The organism is Paraburkholderia atlantica (assembly GCF_000092885.1).
GTDB lineage: Bacteria > Pseudomonadota > Gammaproteobacteria > Burkholderiales > Burkholderiaceae > Paraburkholderia > Paraburkholderia atlantica.
In genome coordinates, this window is record NC_014117.1 from 1,529,291 (window position 1) to 1,547,780 (window position 18,490).

General features: G+C 64.4%; 16 protein-coding genes and 1 pseudogene. 8 read left to right on the plus strand and 9 right to left on the minus strand.

Features of this window, described 5'->3' with window-relative positions:
- Window positions 1-9 precede the first annotated feature (9 nt).
- Window positions 10-384: an Mth938-like domain-containing protein gene (locus tag BC1002_RS06820; RefSeq protein ID WP_013089328.1), complete on the minus strand. Its 375-nt coding sequence runs from the start codon at window positions 382-384 to the stop codon at window positions 10-12.
- Between the two features lie 457 nt (window positions 385-841).
- Between BC1002_RS06820 and BC1002_RS06825 the strand changes: the two genes are divergently transcribed.
- The 6 genes from BC1002_RS06825 to BC1002_RS06850 all read left to right on the plus strand — a co-directional run bounded on the left by BC1002_RS06825 (window position 842) and on the right by BC1002_RS06850 (window position 7,308).
- Window positions 842-2,089 (plus strand): pyridoxal phosphate-dependent aminotransferase, encoded by a 1,248-nt coding sequence (locus tag BC1002_RS06825; RefSeq protein ID WP_013089329.1) that lies wholly within the window; start codon window positions 842-844, stop codon window positions 2,087-2,089.
- A gap of 90 nt (window positions 2,090-2,179) precedes the next feature.
- Window positions 2,180-3,511: a homoserine dehydrogenase gene (locus BC1002_RS06830; RefSeq protein WP_013089330.1), complete on the plus strand. Its 1,332-nt coding sequence runs from the start codon at window positions 2,180-2,182 to the stop codon at window positions 3,509-3,511.
- Between the two features lie 8 nt (window positions 3,512-3,519).
- Entirely contained in the window at window positions 3,520-4,971 is a 1,452-nt protein-coding gene (gene thrC, locus BC1002_RS06835) for a threonine synthase (RefSeq protein ID WP_013089331.1), read from the plus strand.
- 262 nt (window positions 4,972-5,233) lie between these two features.
- Window positions 5,234-6,469: a molybdopterin molybdotransferase MoeA gene (locus BC1002_RS06840; RefSeq protein WP_013089332.1), complete on the plus strand. Its 1,236-nt coding sequence runs from the start codon at window positions 5,234-5,236 to the stop codon at window positions 6,467-6,469.
- A gap of 45 nt (window positions 6,470-6,514) precedes the next feature.
- Window positions 6,515-6,772 carry a molybdopterin converting factor subunit 1 gene (moaD, locus tag BC1002_RS06845; protein WP_013089333.1) on the plus strand — a complete coding sequence of 86 codons (258 nt, stop codon included), beginning with the start codon at window positions 6,515-6,517 and terminating at the stop codon, window positions 6,770-6,772.
- 59 nt (window positions 6,773-6,831) lie between these two features.
- A complete protein-coding gene (locus tag BC1002_RS06850; protein WP_013089334.1) occupies window positions 6,832-7,308 on the plus strand; it encodes a molybdenum cofactor biosynthesis protein MoaE in 477 nt (158 codons plus the stop codon).
- A 74-nt stretch (window positions 7,309-7,382) separates the two neighbouring features.
- Here BC1002_RS06850 and BC1002_RS06855 read toward each other — a convergent pair whose 3' ends face one another.
- Complete coding sequence (locus BC1002_RS06855) at window positions 7,383-7,931, minus strand: group III truncated hemoglobin (RefSeq protein ID WP_013089335.1); 549 nt, start codon at window positions 7,929-7,931, stop codon at window positions 7,383-7,385.
- 252 nt (window positions 7,932-8,183) lie between these two features.
- Here BC1002_RS06855 and BC1002_RS06860 point away from each other — a divergent pair, with 252 nt between their 5' ends.
- Both BC1002_RS06860 and clpB read left to right on the plus strand, forming a co-directional pair.
- Window positions 8,184-8,714: an Rrf2 family transcriptional regulator gene (locus BC1002_RS06860; RefSeq protein ID WP_013089336.1), complete on the plus strand. Its 531-nt coding sequence runs from the start codon at window positions 8,184-8,186 to the stop codon at window positions 8,712-8,714.
- Between the two features lie 170 nt (window positions 8,715-8,884).
- Window positions 8,885-11,482 carry an ATP-dependent chaperone ClpB gene (clpB, locus tag BC1002_RS06865; RefSeq protein ID WP_013089337.1) on the plus strand — a complete coding sequence of 866 codons (2,598 nt, stop codon included), beginning with the start codon at window positions 8,885-8,887 and terminating at the stop codon, window positions 11,480-11,482.
- Window positions 11,483-11,660: 178 nt separating this feature from the next.
- Here the strand turns inward: clpB and BC1002_RS06870 are convergent, their stop codons facing one another.
- The 7 genes and pseudogenes from BC1002_RS06870 to BC1002_RS38765 all read right to left on the minus strand — a co-directional run.
- On the minus strand, window positions 11,661-12,200 hold the full coding sequence (locus tag BC1002_RS06870; RefSeq protein ID WP_420798744.1) for a YidB family protein: 540 nt from the start codon (window positions 12,198-12,200) through the stop codon (window positions 11,661-11,663).
- Window positions 12,197-12,769: a ComEA family DNA-binding protein gene (locus BC1002_RS06875; protein ID WP_013089339.1), complete on the minus strand. Its 573-nt coding sequence runs from the start codon at window positions 12,767-12,769 to the stop codon at window positions 12,197-12,199. The genes BC1002_RS06870 and BC1002_RS06875 overlap by 4 nt, the downstream gene beginning before the upstream one ends.
- Before the next feature lie 544 nt (window positions 12,770-13,313).
- On the minus strand, window positions 13,314-14,693 hold the full coding sequence (locus tag BC1002_RS06880) for an MATE family efflux transporter (RefSeq protein WP_013089340.1): 1,380 nt from the start codon (window positions 14,691-14,693) through the stop codon (window positions 13,314-13,316).
- Between the two features lie 2 nt (window positions 14,694-14,695).
- Window positions 14,696-16,453 carry an ArnT family glycosyltransferase gene (locus BC1002_RS06885; RefSeq protein ID WP_013089341.1) on the minus strand — a complete coding sequence of 586 codons (1,758 nt, stop codon included), beginning with the start codon at window positions 16,451-16,453 and terminating at the stop codon, window positions 14,696-14,698.
- Window positions 16,454-16,758: 305 nt separating this feature from the next.
- Entirely contained in the window at window positions 16,759-17,022 is a 264-nt protein-coding gene (locus BC1002_RS06890) for a type B 50S ribosomal protein L31 (RefSeq protein WP_012400355.1), read from the minus strand.
- 178 nt (window positions 17,023-17,200) lie between these two features.
- Window positions 17,201-18,034, minus strand: coding sequence for a M90 family metallopeptidase (locus BC1002_RS06895; RefSeq protein WP_013089342.1), 834 nt, complete (start codon window positions 18,032-18,034; stop codon window positions 17,201-17,203).
- 13 nt (window positions 18,035-18,047) lie between these two features.
- Window positions 18,048-18,356: pseudogene (locus tag BC1002_RS38765) on the minus strand (MFS transporter); the annotation flags it as partial.
- Window positions 18,357-18,490: the final 134 nt, after the last annotated feature.

The following is an 18,490-nucleotide window of genomic DNA, read 5'->3' on the forward strand; positions in this document are numbered from 1 at the left end:
CGGGCCCGCTCAGGCTTCGATCAGCAACGCGGCCGCGACCTTGCGGCCCTCGGCCATCAGAATGTTGTAGGTGCGGCAGGCGGCCTTGAAGTCCATCGTCTCGACGCCAATGCGTTTCGCGGTGAGCGCGGCGGTTAGCCGCGGGTGCGGAAAGCGCAGCCGCTCGCCGCTGCCGAACACGACCACTTCGGGCGCGGCGTCGACCAGCATCGCGAAATGCTCGCCGCTCAGTTGCTCGAACGACGAGACAGGCCAGTGAATGACCGGCGCGTCCGGCAGCACGAGAATACTGCCCGCGTGACGCACCAGATTGATTTCGACGTAGTCGGCGCCGTAGCCGGTAACGGTATTCAGCGCGCCGCTGGAATCCTGATGTAATTTCAAATTGGTTTTCCGAAGTCGTCGTGAGACGTCATGCGTATTTGCCGGCCTGGCTGCGCGTCGCACAGGCCGGGCGGTTCGACGCGTTTGACACACGAGAAGGCCGAAAAGGCTTGCCGTTGCGGGTGGTGCATTGCGGAAGTCGGCCAAAATCCGCTAAATTATAACTTTTTAGCCGCCTTGCGGCGCCCCTCGCTCAAGTGCCGCCACAAGCCGCGCTAGGCGCATCGCCGTGGCCCACCGGCTACCTATGCTGGTATCGCCCGCTTTCGTTGCGTTTTTTCCCCTGCGCCGGAACCCGGAAAGCGCGGCGGCTCGACAGTTCGACCCCTTTTCGCAGTTGGCCGCCTCCGCTGGCGCCGCCGCGTCCGAATTCCCGTATCGGTGAAGCCGAGCGGCCCGGCGCCGTCAGCCGGGCCCCGTTTGCCCAAGGTTTGCTCCAGCCATCAACCAGGATGAAGTGCCCGCCGTGAAACCGATTCTCAAATCCAACAAATTGTTGAATGTCTGCTACGACATTCGCGGGCCCGTCCTCGAACACGCGAAGCGGCTCGAAGAAGAGGGCCATCGCATCATCAAGCTGAACATCGGCAATCTGGCGCCGTTCGGCTTCGAGGCGCCCGATGAAATCATTCAGGACATGATCCTGAACCTGCCGAGCTCGTCGGGCTACTCCGATTCGAAGGGCGTGTTCGCCGCGCGCAAGGCGATCATGCATTACACGCAGCAAAAGGGCGTGCACGGCGTCGAGCTCGACGACATCTACATCGGCAACGGCGCGTCCGAGCTGATCGTGATGGCGCTGCAGGGCCTCGTCAACGACGGCGACGAAGTGCTGCTGCCGGCGCCCGACTACCCGCTGTGGACCGCCGGCGTGAGCCTCGCGGGCGGCACGCCGGTGCACTACATCTGCGACGAGTCGAATAGCTGGATGCCCGATCTCGACGACATCCGCGCGAAAATCACGCCGAACACGCGTGCGCTCGTCGTGATCAACCCGAACAACCCGACCGGCGCGCTGTATTCGGACGAACTGCTGCTCGGCCTGACCGAGATCGCGCGCCAGCACGGCCTCGTGATCTTTGCCGACGAGGTGTACGACAAGATCATCTACGACGGCAAGAAGCACACGTCGATGGCGTCGCTGTGCGAGGACGTGCTGACCGTCACGTTCAACAGCCTGTCGAAGAGCTACCGCTCGTGCGGCTACCGCGCCGGCTGGATGGCCATTTCGGGCCTGACCGGCGAGAACCGACGGCTGGCGAAAGACTATCTGGAAGGGCTCGGCATCCTCGCATCGATGCGGCTGTGCCCGAACGTGCCCGGCCAATACGCGATCCAGACCGCGCTCGGCGGCTATCAGAGCATCAACGACCTGATCGTGCCGGGCGGTCGCCTGTACAAGCAGCGCGAGCTCGCGTATGACATGCTCACGGCGATCCCCGGTGTAAGCTGCGTGAAACCGGAAGCGGCGCTGTACATGTTCCCGCGCCTCGACCCGAAGGTGTATCCGATCCAGAACGACCAGCAGTTCATCCTCGATCTGCTGCTCGAAGAGCGCGTGCTGCTCGTGCAGGGCACCGGCTTCAACTGGAAGACCCCGGATCACTTCCGCGTCGTGTTCCTGCCGAACGTCGACGACCTCGCGGATTCGATCAACCGGATCGCGCGCTTCCTCGATGGCTACCGCAAGCGTCACACAGCCTGAGCGGGCCTCGCGTACGATGGGGCGCATCAGGCGCGCCGCTCGTGCCACCCCTGAAACCCTTTTCAAACCTCTATTAGAAACACACGCTGCATGGAACCGATCAAAGTTGGACTGCTGGGCTTCGGCACGGTAGGCAGCGGCACCTTCACGGTACTGCGCCGCAATCAGGAAGAGATTAAACGTCGCGCGGGGCGCGGCATCGAGATTGCGCGCATTGCCGTGCGCAACCCGGCCAAGGCGACCGCGGCGCTCGGCGCCGAAGCCGGCAGCGTGGCGCTGACCGATGACTTCAACGCTGTCGTCGACGATCCGTCTATCTCGATCGTCGCGGAAATGATCGGCGGCACCGGCATCGCGCGCGACCTCGTGCTGCGCGCGATCAACAACGGCAAGCACGTGGTCACCGCCAACAAGGCGCTGCTCGCCGTGCATGGCACGGAGATTTTCGAGGCGGCGCGCGCGAACGGCGTGATGGTCGCGTTCGAAGCGGCGGTGGCGGGCGGCATTCCGATCATCAAGGCACTGCGCGAAGGCTTGACCGCGAACCGTATCCAGTACATCGCCGGCATCATCAACGGTACGACGAACTACATCCTGTCCGAGATGCGCGACCGCGGGCTCGATTTCGCGACCGCGCTGAAGGCCGCGCAGGAGCTCGGCTACGCCGAAGCGGATCCGACCTTCGATATCGAAGGCGTCGACGCCGCGCACAAGGCGACGATCATGAGCGCGATCGCGTTCGGCGTGCCGGTGCAGTTCGACCGCGCGTACGTCGAGGGCATCAGCAAGCTCGCGGCGATCGACATCAAATACGCCGAGGAACTCGGCTACCGCATCAAGCTGCTCGGCATCACGCGCCGCACCGACAAGGGCATCGAACTTCGCGTGCATCCCACGCTGATTCCGGAAAAGCGCCTGCTCGCGAACGTGGAAGGCGCGATGAACGCGGTCGTCGTGCACGGCGACGCGGTCGGCACGACGCTGTACTACGGCAAGGGAGCGGGCGCGGAGCCGACGGCTTCCGCGGTGGTCGCCGATCTGGTCGACGTGACGCGTCTGCACACGGCCGACCCCGAGCATCGCGTGCCGCATCTGGCATTCCAGCCGGACAGCCTGTCGAACACGCCGATCCTGCCGATCGAAGAAGTCACGAGCGGCTACTATCTGCGCCTGCGCGTCGCCGACGTGACCGGCGTGCTCGCCGATATCACGCGCGTTCTGGCGGACACCGGCATTTCGATCGACGCGCTCTTGCAGAAGGAATCGGAACTCGTCGACGCGAACGGCAAGGGCGAAACCGACATCCTGCTGATCACGCACGAAACGGTCGAAAAACAGGTCAACGCCGCGATCAAGTCGATCGAAGGGCTCAAGACCGTCGTCTCGCAAGTCACGAAGCTGCGCATGGAAGCGCTGAACTAGGCCGAACTATGAACTACCTCTCCACGCGCGGCGCCGGAGCCGGCGAGCGCCATACCTTCTCCGACATCCTGCTCGGCGGTCTCGCGAAAGACGGCGGCCTCTATCTGCCGGCCGAATATCCCCGCGTCACCGCGGACGAACTCACGCGCTGGCGCACGCTGCCGTACGCGGATCTCGCGTACGAGATCCTGTCGAAGTTCTGCGACGACATCCCCGCCGACGATCTGCGCGCGCTGACGCGCAAGACCTACACGGCCGCGACCTACTGCAACGTGCGCGACGACGAAAGCGCCGCGCAAATCACGCCGCTGAAGACGCTCGGCGTCGAAGACGGCGCGCCGCTGTCGCTGCTCGAACTGTCGAACGGTCCGACGCTCGCGTTCAAGGACATGGCGATGCAGCTGATCGGCAACCTGTTCGAGTACGCGCTCGCGAAGCACGGCGAAACGCTGAACATTCTCGGCGCGACCTCGGGCGACACCGGTAGCGCCGCCGAATACGCGATGCGCGGCAAGAAGGGCATCCGCGTGTTCATGCTGTCGCCGCACAAGAAGATGAGCGCGTTCCAGACTGCGCAGATGTACAGCCTGCAAGACCCGAACATCTTCAACCTCGCGGTGGAAGGCGTGTTCGACGACGCGCAGGACATCGTGAAGGCGGTGTCGAACGATCACGCTTTCAAGGCGAAGTACAAGATCGGTACGGTTAATTCGATCAACTGGGCGCGGGTCGTCGCGCAGGTCGTCTACTACTTCAAGGGCTATTTTGCCGCGACGAAGTCGAACGACGAGCGCGTGTCGTTCACGGTGCCGTCGGGCAACTTCGGCAACGTGTGCGCGGGTCATATCGCGCGCATGATGGGTCTGCCGATTGAGAAGCTCGTCGTCGCGACCAACGAGAACGACGTGCTCGACGAGTTCTTCCGCACCGGCATCTACCGCGTGCGCAAGGCAGCCGAGACGTATCACACGAGCAGCCCGAGCATGGACATCTCGAAGGCGTCGAACTTCGAGCGCTTCGTGTACGACCTGCTCGGCCGTGATCCGGCGCGAGTGCTGCAACTGTTCCGCGACGTCGAGGAGAAGGGCGGTTTCGACCTCGCTGCAAGCGGCGACTTCGCGCGCGTGAATGAGTTCGGTTTCGTGTCCGGCAGCAGCAGCCACGACACCCGCGTCGAGACGATCCGCGACGTATTCCAGCGCTACGACACGATGATCGACACGCACACGGCCGACGGCGTGAAGGTCGCGCGAGAGCACCTGCAGCCGGGCGTTCCGATGATCGTGCTCGAGACCGCGCAGCCGATCAAGTTCGGCGAGACGATCCGCGAAGCGCTGCTGCGCGAACCGGAGCGGCCGGCGGCATTCTCGGGGCTCGAATCGCTGCCGCAGCGCTTCGAGGTTGTCCCCGCGGATGCGCAGCGGGTTAAGGACTTCATCGTCGCGAACACCGGCGAGTAAGCGCGACCGGCGACGGCAAGCGGGCCGCGTGCGCCGTTTTCGGCTCACGCGGCATCCTGCGGCCATGTCGATTCGCGTTGATCGACGCCCACGCCCGCCCTACGAAAAAACGCTGGCCGCACCCTCGGCGGCCACGCATCGAAAATTACAAAAAGCTCTACATAACGCCCGGCCGCCCAGGCTAACGGCATCGGCCGCTACAATATTCTTTTAACCTGCGGCTTCGACACTCCCGATGTCCACACCCACGCCCCGCGCTCCGATGCTCGCCACTGCCGATGCGCTCGCGATCCTGCTCGACGCCGCGCGTCCGATCGACGGTATCGAAACGCTGCCGACGCTCGATGCGCTGAATCGCGTGCTCGCCACCGACGTCACGTCGCCGCTCGACGTGCCGCCGATGCACACGAGCGCGATGGACGGCTATGCGGTCCGTATCGCCGATCTCGCGCACGGCAGCCGTCTGCCGGTCTCCCAGCGGATTCCGGCCGGCCATGCGCCGGCGCCGCTCGCGCCGAACAGCACGGCGCGCATCTTTACCGGCGCGACGGTGCCCGCTGGCTCGGACGCGGTCGTGATGCAGGAGCAGACCGAGGTGGCCGGCGACGAAGTGACGATCGTGCATCGTCCGCAGGCGGGCGAGTGGATCACCGCGCAGGGCGCCGATATTCGCGCGGGCTCGGTGATCCTGCCGGCCGGCACGCGGCTCACGCCTCAGGCGTTGGGGCTTGCCGCGTCGGTCGGATGCGCGCAGCTCGAGGTGCGCCGGCGCGTGAAGGTCGCCGTATTCTTCACCGGCGACGAACTAACGATGCCCGGCGAGCCGCTGAAGCCCGGCGCGATATACAACTCGAATCGCTTCACGCTGCGCGGCCTGCTCGAGAAGCTCGGCTGTGACGTGACCGACTACGGCATCGTCGCCGATCAGCTCGACGCGACCCGCGCGACGCTGCGCGAAGCCGCTGAGGCGCACGATCTGATTCTCACCTGCGGCGGCGTGTCGGTCGGCGAGGAGGATCACGTGAAGCCGGCGGTCGAGGCAGAAGGGCGTCTGTCGATGTGGCAGATCGCGATGAAGCCGGGCAAGCCGCTCGCGTTCGGCGCGGTGCGCCGTGGCGCGGGTGGCACGGGTGGTGCTGATAGAGGCGAGCCGGCTGAAACGTTTTTCATCGGCCTGCCTGGCAATCCGGTGTCGAGCTTCGTCACGTTCCTGCTGTTCGTGCGTCCGTTCGTGCTGCGGCTGGCCGGGGTGCAGGCGGTCGCGCCGCGCGCGCTGTCGCTGCGCGCGGACTTCACGCAGGGCAAGGCCGACCGCCGCAACGAGTTCCTGCGCGCGCGCGTCAACGCGGCGGGCGGGCTCGATCTGTTTGCCAATCAGAGCTCGGCCGTGTTGACGTCGACCGTGTGGGCCGACGGCCTGATCGACAACCCGCCGAACCACGCGATCAGCGCCGGCGAAACCGTGCGCTTCATTCCGTTTTCCGAACTACTGAACTGAGGTCGGTCATCCGCGGCATGCGCGGCACAAACCGGCGGTAACCCGATGAAGATTGAACTCCGATACTTTGCGAGCGTGCGTGAAGCGCTCAATACGTCCGACGAAGCCGTCGAGGTGCCCGACGGCATCGCGACCGTCGGCGACGTGCGCGCGTGGCTGCGCGTGCGTGGCGGCATCTGGGCCGAGACGCTCGCCGAAGGCCGCGCGCTGCGCATGGCCTGCAACCACGTGATGACCGACGCGAGCACGCGCATCACGGAGGGCTGCGAGGTCGCGTTTTTTCCGCCCGTCACCGGCGGCTGAACCGGGCTCGCGCACCTCATCAGGTCCACACCAGCGTCACAAGCCCTCAGGAGTCACCCATGCCCGTTCGCCTCCAGACCGAAGACTTCGACCTCAGCGCCGAGGTGGCCGCGTTGCGCGCGCGCAATCCGAGGATCGGCGCGGTCGCGTGCTTCGTCGGCACCGTGCGCGACCTGAACGAGGGCAGCGCGGTTGAGACGATGGAGCTCGAGCACTATCCGGGCATGACAGAGAAGTCGCTCGAGGCGATCGTCGAGCGTGCGCGCGAGCGCTGGCTGGGCATCGACGTGCTGATCGTACATCGCGTCGGCAAGCTGTATCCGCTCGATCAGATCGTGCTCGTGGCGACGACGGCCGCGCATCGCGGCGACGCGTTTGCGTCGTGCGAATTCGTGATGGACTATCTGAAGACCGAAGCGCCGTTCTGGAAGAAAGAGAAAACCGACGCGGGCGAGCGCTGGGTCGATGCGCGCGTGACCGACGACGCCGCGCTCGCGCGCTGGGGTATCGAATCGGGAAACCAGACTGCGGAGTAGGCGAAGCGTGGGCCGCGGAACTGCGGCGGCGCACGCGGCGTCTTTATGTCAGGCGCGTCGGCCCCGACCGACGTTCACTGGTCCCGTGAGCGTCCGATGATCGGCACCGGAAACGGCTCGCCAGCCGGCCGCGACGGATGCTCGCCATCGTCGTCAGCATCGCGCGGCCGACGCTTCGGCGCCACCCGCTCGAGCAGCGCCCGCTGCTCCGCCGGAATCTTGTAGTCCCAGCCGAAACGGCTCAGCTGCAAACTTTGCGCGATTCGCAGCGCCGGCTCCATGAAACGGACCGCCGCGGCCGGTTGATAGCGCGATTCGACCGTATCCAGGAACAGATACAGCCAGCGGCTGAAGTGCTGCGGCTCGATGCCTTCGAGCGGCTGATGCACCTGCTGCACGTTGCCGCGATACTGCTTCGCGCCGAGCACGAGGCTGTTCCAGAACGTGCACATCTTCGGCAGATGGTCGTCCCAGCGACCCTCGAGCTTCGCGTCGAAGACCGGACCGAGTAGCGGATCGGCGCGCACGCGATCGTAAAAGCCGTAGACGAGCTCGCGGATATTGGCCTCGGTGGGTTCGGCCGCGCGCTCGACCGGTGGCGCGGCGGGGAAAGACGGATTCATGCGGATTCCAGAAAAATGCGGTTGCCGGTGGCGGTCGAACTGAACTTCGAACCCCGGTTTTTCTAACAAACGGTTGATGCGGAAAAAGCTACTATTGCTATCCGACACAGTTTTGCAACGCGATTCGAGGAACGAGGCCGCCAACCGATGATGTTAGGGCGCGGCGCTGGTTCACGGCAACCCTTGCGTCGACGCGGTTATGGGACACGTTCAAGGCGCTTGCTCGCGGCTTTTCAAGTTATACCAGGGCCTATGAGACTTACCGACTATACGGATTACGCGCTGCGCGTGCTGCTGTACCTCGCGGTGCGGGGCGATGGCTTATCGACGATTCAGGACATTTCGGAAGCTTACGGCATCTCGAAAAACCATCTGATGAAGGTCGTGCAGCAACTGGGCGAGTTCGGCTGGGTCGAAACCGTGCGCGGCCGCAATGGCGGGCTGCGACTCAGCGCGCAATCGCTGTCGCTGACCGTCGGCGACGTGGTGCGGGTCACGGAAAGCGACTTCGCGCTGGTCGGTTGTCTGCCGGACCGGCAGGGCCAACAGCGGCCTTGCGTCATCACGTCGCAGTGTCGGCTGCGCGGCGCGTTGCAGGCAGCGAACCTCGCCTTTCTCGCCGAACTCGATCGCTTCACCATCGGCGACGTCGCGCAACCGAAAAGTCCGCTCGCGGCATTGCTGGGGTTAGGACCCAACATGCAGAGGGTGCCGCTGCCGATTCCGGTGGCATCGGATAGCACGCGTGGCGGAAGTTCGGCGACGCTGGGCCACAAGAGCTAGAACTTTGGGCCGGCTGCTCGGCGCGCAAACCCGCCCGGACGCCACAGTGGGGCAGGATCGCGGCAGTTCTTGCGCTCAAATGTTAAATAGTTGCGACCGAGGCGAAAAAAGCGCTTGAAACCCTAATAAATCGCCTCATTTTGGTGGTAATCGAAATTGGAGGTCTCTTGATGAGAATCGACAAACTCACCACTAAATTCCAGGAAGCGCTCGCGGACGCCCAGAGTCTGGCGGTTGGCCACGACAATCAGTACATCGAACCCGTTCACGTGCTCGCGGCACTCGTCGCGCAGCAGGACGGCTCCGCTCGCTCGCTGCTATCGCGCGCCGGCGTGCATGTACAACCTCTACAGACCGCACTGAACGACGCGATCACGCGGCTGCCCCAGGTGCGAGGCACTGACGGCAACGTGCAAATCGGCCGTGAACTGACCGGTCTGTTGAACCAGGCCGACAAGGAAGCGCAGAAGCTCAACGACACGTTTATCGCGAGCGAAATGTTCCTGCTCGCGGTCGCCGACGACAAGGGCGACGTCGGCCGTCTCGCGCGCGAGCACGGCTTGTCGCGCAAGGCGCTCGAAACCGCGATCGCCGCGGTGCGCGGCGGCTCGCAGGTGCATAGCCAGGACGCGGAAAGCCAGCGCGAAGCGCTGAAGAAATACACGATCGATCTGACCGAGCGCGCCCGCGCCGGCAAGCTCGACCCCGTGATCGGCCGCGACGACGAAATCCGCCGTTCCATCCAGATCCTGCAGCGCCGCACCAAAAACAACCCGGTGCTGATCGGCGAGCCGGGGGTCGGCAAGACCGCGATCGTGGAGGGGCTGGCGCAGCGCATCGTCAACGGCGAAGTGCCGGAAACGCTGAAAAACAAGCGCGTGCTGTCGCTCGACATGGCCGCGCTGCTCGCGGGCGCCAAGTATCGCGGCGAGTTCGAGGAGCGCCTGAAGGCCGTGCTCAACGATATCGCGAAGGACGAAGGGCAAACCATCGTCTTCATCGACGAGATTCACACGATGGTCGGGGCCGGCAAGGCCGAAGGCGCGATGGACGCAGGCAACATGCTGAAGCCGGCTCTGTCGCGCGGCGAACTGCACTGCGTCGGCGCGACCACGCTCGACGAATACCGCAAGTACATCGAAAAGGATGCCGCGCTCGAGCGCCGCTTCCAGAAGGTGCTGGTGGACGAACCGTCGGTCGAAGCGACCATCGCGATCCTGCGCGGTCTGCAGGAGCGCTATGAGTTGCACCACGGCGTCGACATCACCGACCCGGCGATCGTCGCGGCGGCGGAACTGTCGCATCGCTACATCACGGACCGCTTCCTGCCGGACAAGGCGATCGATCTGATCGACGAAGCCGCGTCGAAGATCAAGATGGAAATCGACTCGAAGCCGGAGGAGATGGACCGGCTCGACCGTCGTCTGATCCAGCTGAAGATCGAACGCGAAGCGGTGAAGAAGGAGAAGGACGAAGCGTCGCAGAAGCGTCTGCAGCTGATCGAAGAGGAAATCGAACGCCTGAACCGCGAATATTCGGACCTTGAAGAAATCTGGACCGCCGAAAAGGCAGCGGTGCAGGGCAGCGCGCAGTTGAAGGAAGAGATCGAGAAGACGCGCGCGGAAATCGTGCGTCTGCAGCGCGAGGGCAAGCTCGAGAAGGTCGCCGAACTGCAGTACGGCAAGCTGCCGGGGCTCGAAGCGCAGTTGAAGGAAGTCACGCGCGCCGAAGCCGAGGAGCAGAACAGTCCGAAGCGTCCGCGTCTGTTGCGCACGCAGGTCGGCGCGGAAGAGATCGCCGAAGTCGTGTCGCGGGCGACCGGTATTCCGGTGTCGCGCATGATGCAGGGCGAGCGTGAAAAGCTGCTGCAGATCGAGTCGAAGCTGCATGAGCGCGTGGTCGGCCAGGACGAGGCGATCAGCGCGGTCGCCGATGCGATCCGCCGCTCGCGCGCGGGTCTGTCGGACCCGAACCGTCCGTACGGCTCGTTCCTGTTCCTGGGGCCGACCGGCGTCGGCAAGACCGAGTTGTGCAAGGCCTTGGCGTCGTTCCTGTTCGATTCGGAAGAGCACCTGATCCGTATCGACATGAGCGAGTTCATGGAGAAGCACAGCGTCGCGCGTCTGATCGGCGCGCCGCCGGGGTATGTCGGCTACGAGGAGGGCGGCTATCTGACCGAGGCCGTACGCCGCAAGCCATATAGCGTGATCCTGCTCGACGAAATCGAGAAGGCGCATCCGGACGTGTTCAACGTGCTGCTGCAGGTGCTCGACGACGGCCGCATGACCGATGGCCAGGGCCGCACCGTCGACTTCAAGAACACGGTGATCGTGATGACCTCGAACCTCGGTTCGCAGGTGATCCAGGCGATGGTCGGCGAGCCGCAGGAAGCGGTGAAGGACGCGGTGTGGGAAGAGGTGAAGCTGCACTTCCGGCCCGAGTTCCTGAACCGGATCGACGACGTCGTCGTGTTCCATGCGCTCGATCGTTCGAACATCCAGTCGATCGCGCGGATTCAGTTGCAGCGTCTGCACGAGCGGCTCGCGAAGCTCGACATGCAACTGGTGGTGTCGGACGCGGCGCTTGAGCACATCGGCAAGGTCGGCTACGACCCGCTGTTTGGTGCGCGGCCGCTGAAGCGCGCGATCCAGCAGGAGATCGAGAACCCGATCGCGAAGCTGATTCTGGCCGGCAAGTTCGGTCCGAAGGACGTAATTCCGGTCGAAGTGGACGACGGCCAGCTGCGATTCGAACGCGTCGTGCACTGAACGCGATGGCCTGATGACGCAACGGGACGGCGGTAGTCGAGCCGTTCCCGCCAACGTTAAGAAACCGGCACGAAGGCGACTTCGTTGCCGGTTTTCTTTTGCCCGCCGTTTTCAAACCGGGCGCGGGCGTTGACCGGCAGCAGCCTAAGCCACCGTCAGCGCATCGCGCACAGCGTCCTTAAGCGTTGCCCTTGTTGCCGAGCAGCGCCGACAGGCCGCCGAGCGCGCCGAGCACCGTCGTCGCGTTCAACTTGCCATCGGCCGGCACTTCGCCTTCCGGCGTGGCTGCGTTGACGACGTGCGGCAGGATCTGCGACAGCAGACCCGTCACCTGATCCGGCTGGACGCCGGCCTTGGCGGCGAGGCCGCTCACGGCTTCCGAGCCGAGCACGTTATGCAGCGCGTCGGGCGCGATCGGCTGGTTTTCGCCGTTGCTGATCCATGACGACACGACGTCGCCGAGGCCCTTTTCCTGGAAGCGCTGGATCAGGCCGTTCAGGCCACCAGGCTGGTTGTTGACGAATTCGAGCGCGGCTGCGATCAGCGCTTGCTGGCCGCCGCCTTCTGGCGATTTGCCAAGCAGGGAACCGATGGTGTCGAGTAGGCTCATGACGGTCTCTCTTGAATGCCGGCGCGTGCATGACGGCCGGGCGGGTGACGACGACGCGCGGTTGCGCGTCGCGGTGAAACGCAAGGGCGGCAGCCCCGCCGGCCTCAAGCGCCGGACGCGGCCGCGGCGGATGCCGCCTTGCTCTTCTTCGCTTTCTTCTTCGAAGCCTTGGTGCCGGATGCTTCGGCCGGTGCGCTAGCTTCTGCGACGGCCGGCGCCGCAGCGGTTGCCGCTTCAGATGCAGCGGCCTTCTTCTTCGACTTCGACGGCTTCGCGGCCGACGCGGGAGTAGCCTCGGCCGGCGCTGCCGTCGTGGCAGCGGGCGCGGCGGCGGTGGTTGCCGCGGGAGCCGCCGGCGTCGTCTTCGTGGCCGGCCTGGTCGACGTCTTCGCGCCTGTCGGCGGCGCCGACGAGCCGTTGATCGTCAGCCCGGCAGCTTCGAGGTTCTCGACTGACTTCTGGCCGATGCCCTTCACGCGCGCGGCCAGATCGTCGGCGTTCTTGAACGGGCCGTTTTTGGCGCGTTCGTCGAGGATCGCCTTCGCATGCACGGGGCCGATGCCCTTGACCGATTCGAGCGCGGCCTGATCGGCGGTATTCACTTCCACGGCCGCGGCAAATCCGGCCGACAGCGACAAAGCCACAGCGACGCAAAGCATGAACAGCTTCTTCAGCATGGCAAGCACTCCATTGAGGGCGAAAAGTTAGCCGGGAACGGACGACCTATCCTGTCAGCGGGCGCTGCGTTTAAGCATAGGACAAATCGCAGGCCCGATTTGGGATAGCGGACGATTTATACCCATCGATCGATGACAAGTAAATCCGGTCACACAATCTTTAAAACTTTTACCGGCATGTAATTCCGGTGAATTTATCGGTCGATATCGGTCGGGATAAAGCGTTTGCGATACAGAATGGGTAACGCCGACAGATGACACCGTCCAATGCTTGACTTGGAGTGCACTCGAAGTCCTGACCTGAGTCCGTCATGTCGAAACGCTCGACCGCGCTCACCATCGGTCAGGTTGCGGAAACGTGTTCGCGGCGCGGGAAATATTCGAGGCCACGGAGAAGGAAGAGGAGGCCGCGGCCGCAGCGTGAGAGCGCCCGGCTGCGCGAGGAGGGGAAAGGGGGAGGCCGAGCGGTTTTGTCTCACCGAGGATTGGACGCAACTAACCGCCCGCTTGATTCGATTCGGAGCCTTCCCGAACCCCCATCGCCTCACACTGCCGAATCAACCCGCACTGCAGCGATCTCGCGCAAATGACGCTGGCTGACCACCCGCCAGTACACGAGCAAGCCGACTCCGGCAATCGCGAGACTCGCGGTATTCGCAACCCAGAAACCGCGCGCGCCGGTCAGCCAGGGCGGCGTGAGGCCGGTCGTGTCGAAGCCGAGCGCATAGCCGCCACCGAGCCCGACACCCCACAGCGCCACTGCATAGATGACGGTCGGCACGACCGCGACCTTGTAGGCGCGCAGCACGAACGCGGTCGTGATCTGCAAAGCGTCGAACAGGTGGTAGCAGGCGACGATCAGCACCAGCGGCAACGCCTTCGCCGCGACCTGTGCGTCCGTCGTATAGCCGTCGACGATCAACGGCCGCAGCACCAGCACGAGCGCGCCATAGCAGCACGCGATCGCAACCGCCATCGCGATGCCATGACGCGACAGCGTGCGCGCTGCTTGCGGCCGATGCGCGCCGAGCGCCTGCGCGACCAGCGTCGACGAGGCGATGCCGATCGACAGCGGCGTCATATACAGCACCGCGCCGATGTTGCCGGCGATCTGATGCCCGGCGAGCGTCGTCGTGCCGAAGCGCGCGATGAAGAGCGCCATGAACGTGTACGAAGTGACCTCGATCAGATACGACAACCCCATAGGAATGCCGAGCCGCAGTTGCGCGGCCTGGCGCTTCCAGACCGGCCAGCAGAACCGCGTGAAGATACCGAGCGCCTTGAAATCGTCGACGCGCGCGAGCAGCAGCATGCCAAGCAACGCGAGCGCCCAGTTCAGCAGCGTGCTCGCGAGCGCGCAGCCCGGACCGCCCAGCGCCGGCACGCCGAGGCCGCCGAATATGAACCAGGTATTGAGCGGAATTTTCAGCATCAGCGCGGCGATCTGCAGGAACATCACGAGCCGTGGTTTGCCGAGCGCGTTGGCAACCGAGCTGTAGACCCGGAACGCGAGGCCGGCGGGCAGCCCGAACGCGAGAATGCGCAGATACGCGAGCGTGCGCTCGTGCAGCGCGTCGGGCACGTGCGACAACGCCAGCAGCGGCCCGGGGAAGAACAGGATCAGGAAGCCGATTACGGTCAGCGCGGCGGCGAGCCACCATGACTGGCGCACCTCTTCGCCGATCTCGGCATAGCGGCGCGCGCCGTACAGCTGTGCAGTGATCGGCTGCAACGCGGTCAGGATGCCGGTCAGGCCGATATAGACCGAGATGTAGATCGACGAGCCGAGACCGAGGGCGGCCAGATCGACGGCCGAGTAGCGCCCGACCATCGCCGTATCGATTACGCCGAACGCGATGATGGCCAGTTGGCCGATCAATACGGGCCACGCGAGCGCGGCGATTTTCCGTACGTCGGCGATCATGGTCAGTTGGGCTTCTTGTGCCAGTTGCGGTGCTTGCCGGGCGGCGGCTTCGGACGGTCGATGCGCACGTACAGGCGAAAGCGCTCGTCGCGGTCGGCGGCGCGGCGGCCTTCCCATACGAGCTTCCAGATGTAGTCGGGCAGTGCGCTCGGGTCGCCGTAGTCCTGCGAGTCCTGACGCAAGATCACGTCGCAGTCCTGGTCGAACGCGAAGTGCATGTCGCCGAAATACGCGAACGTCGCGATCTGCGCATTGCCGAGGCGCACCGGCGAAATGCAGGTGTAGTCATCGGGCAAGTGGTTGGCGATCTGCTGCGCGACGTCGCGATAGGTACGGCTGTAGTTGACGACCGGCAGCCACAGCGTCATCAGCAGCACCCACATCAGCGTGGTGCCGGCGCTCGACAGCACCACGCTGCGCCACAACACCTTCGGATGACGCGCGAGGCGCCAGCGCACCAGCAGGAACCAGCACACGGTCACCGCGATCGCGCAGATGAACGAGAGAATCTTGAACTGCGGCACGAAGCCGGGCGCGAGCCGCGCGAGATTGCGCGCGAGCGGATGCGGAAAACCGGTCAGGCTCGCCACATACACGGCCCACACGAAGCTGCCGAGGATCGTGAAGCTCAGCAGTGCGAACCAGTCGATCGCATTGATCGCACCGCGCTTGAGCGTCGGCAGCGCGAAAGTGGCGAGCACTGCGAGCGGTGGCAGCAGCAGCATGTAGAGTCGATTCGACTGATGGCTTTGCAGCACCACGAGCACGAACAGCGGCCCGATCACCGACAGCGGAATCGCCACGTGCGGCGCGCGCCGCAGCCCGTTCCAACTGAACCACGACCACAGCGCGAGCGGCCACGCGGGCCATGTGAAGAGCGGCAGATTTTTCAGTGCATACGCGGCGACCGAGCCGGGGGGGCCCGCGAACGAGCTCAGGCTAACGTGCAGCCACTGATTGAGATACCAGACTGCGTCGTCGGGGAACGCGGCAAGCGCGATGATCGGCCACGACACGGCGAGCACGAGCGCGACGGGCAGACCCGCGAGCAGCAGCCAGCGTGAACGCGTTTCGCGCACGATCAGCGTCATCGCGAGCGTACCGAGCAGCAGCGCGCCGACAAGCACCGGGCTGCTCGCCAGTGTGACGAGGCCGATCGCGACACCCCAGATCAGCGCGCCCTGGATCGGCTTGTCGATCATGCGTACGAGGCCGTACACGAGCATCGCGATGCAGACGAACTGCACGAGCTGCGGCGTGGTTTCGTGGCCGCGCTCGGCCAGGCCGAAGCACGCGAGCAGGATCAGCAGAGCGCCATCGGCCAGCGTGCGGCCGTAGTCGCGCGGTTCCGGTTCGCCGCCGAAAGCATATTTGAACGGCTGCACTTCGGCGCGCCGGCCGAGCAGATACGCCGCGTACCAGACGAACGCACAGCCCGCGCAAAACAGCAGGCCCGTGAATACGCGCGATGCGTTGCTCGCGTCGACCCACGGTGCGAGGACGCGGATCGCACTCGCGCCGAGCCAGTAGCCGAGCGGGCCGTCCTCGGTCAAATATTTGCCGACCAGATTCGGGAGCAGCCAGTCGTGCGCGCCGCCGTTCGCCATTGTCCACATGACACCGAAGCCGGCTGCGTCCTCGTTCTTCCACGGGTCGCGGCCGAACAGGCCGAACGAGGCGTAGACGATACAGATGGCCAGCAGCAGCCAGCGCGGCAACGCACTGGTCGCAGAGGCGGTGAGGCGGACGACAGGTCTCATGCGGTGTGTGGAGTGTGGATAAACGATGCGGCCGGAGCGGCCCGGCAAGTCAGGGCGGGAGGGCCCGTTTCGAGCATCCGGCATTGTAGTCGTGCGGTGCGATGCACGTCACGGCCGGTAACGCCCGGCAACGTCGATGGACAAGCTGTAACAAGTGTCGCGAAAGCGCGGCGCTGGTTCCGACGGGTCAAGGCTTCCCGCGGCGCGACCCAGCGGCCGCACAAGCACAGGCGACAAAAAAGGGCAGCTCACGCTGCCCTTTCTGTTTGCTCCGTTGCCGGCCGGAAGCCGGCACCGTTGCGGTATTACTTTGCTGCCTTGCCCGAAGCGCGGGCGCCGAACTTCTTGTTGAACTTCTCGACGCGGCCGGCCGTGTCCATGATCTTTTGCTGGCCGGTGTAGAACGGGTGCGATTCCGACGACACTTCGATCTTTGCGAGCGGGTAGGTCTTGCCGTTGAATTCCGCGGTTTCGCGCGTCTGGATGGTCGAGCGCGTCACAAACTTGAAGTCGTTCGACATATCGATGAACAGGACTTCGCGGTAATCCGGGTGAATGCCTTCTTTCATGGTCTTTCCTTTAATCTGGCGGTAGCCAACCCGCGTGCAGCCTTAAATTAGACTGCCTTCAGGCGCGAGCCACTTGCCTACGGTCGAAAAACCGCGATTATGCCAGAAAATCAGTCGCTTGGCGATTTTTCTGCCACCAGATTCTATTGCGGCGCAAGCGGCGCCCGTTCGCGGCATCTCAAACCGGCGTGAACGTCAATCCGACGCGCGCAGGATCTTGCCGGTAGTAGCGCGCGAGCAGCCGGTACAGTTCCGGATACTCCGCCTCGAACGCTTTCGGCTTCACAAACAGCGCCTCGCTGCACACGGCAAAGAATTCCGATGGATGGTCCGCCGCATATGGGTCGATCAGCGACTCGCGTTCGAAACGCGTCCAGCGACGCTCGGGCACAGCGTCGACTTTCGCGCAGAAGTGATCGTAAGCATGGTCGAATACGTCGGCCCATGCTTGCGCATCGAGCGGCGCGTGCCAGCGGCGCATCAGCGGCGGGTGGCCGTCCGCTTCGCCGTTGAGCATGTCGATCTTGTGCGCGAACTCGTGGATCACGACGTTGTATGCGTCGCTGCCGTCGGTCATCTGCGCGTCCTCCCACGACAGCACCACCGGGCCGCCTTCCCACGCCTCGCCGCTGGCGTCGTGTTCGACCTCGTGCACGACGCCGTCTTCGTCCTCGACGGTTTTGCGGATCACGAACTCACCCGGATAGACGATGACGCCAACCCAGCCGCGATACAGATCGAGGCTCAGATTCAGCACCGGCAGGCACGCCTGCGCGGCGATGGCGACCGTCATCGCATCGGTCAGTTCGAGCTCGTGGGCGGTCGAGAATTCCTTCTGCGCGAGGAAGAGACTCGTCAACTCGCGTAGCCGTGCGAGATCGGCGGCTTCCAGATGTGTGAGAAAGGGCAGGCCGGCGAGTGTTGCCTGCCACAAGGAATCGTCGATCGCGTAATCGCGTAGCGCGCGCTCGCGACGCCGTGTGCCCAGCCAGTTCGTGAGTTTCGACAGCATGCTTGGCCCACCTTCAGTCGATCTGTTTTTGCCACGCGGCGAACACGCCGCAGCATATTGCGACGCCGATCAGAAAATAGAAGCCGTCGAGCGACGCGGGGGAATTGGCCTGCTGCGCGACCGACCGCTAATCGACGCGATACGCGAGCGTGTTCTGGTAGACCGGATTGTACGGATTCACGGACTCCGCGAGGCGACTTTGATGCGGCGCGAGCCGGTGCTGGTCGATGATGATCACCGAGGCGGTCGCAAGGAGATGGTCAACTGCCGCACGATGTTCTTCAACCGGTAGCCCGTGCATGAACTCTTTGGTCGCGAAGATAGCTGGCGAAGAACGAGAACGTCGCGTTGCGCGAAATACTCGAGACCTGTGACTCCGCATTGTCCAGGTGGATGAGGGGCGAAAAAAAACCGCTCGCAATCTGCGAGCGGTTTTTCATGCGGTGCAGTTGCCGG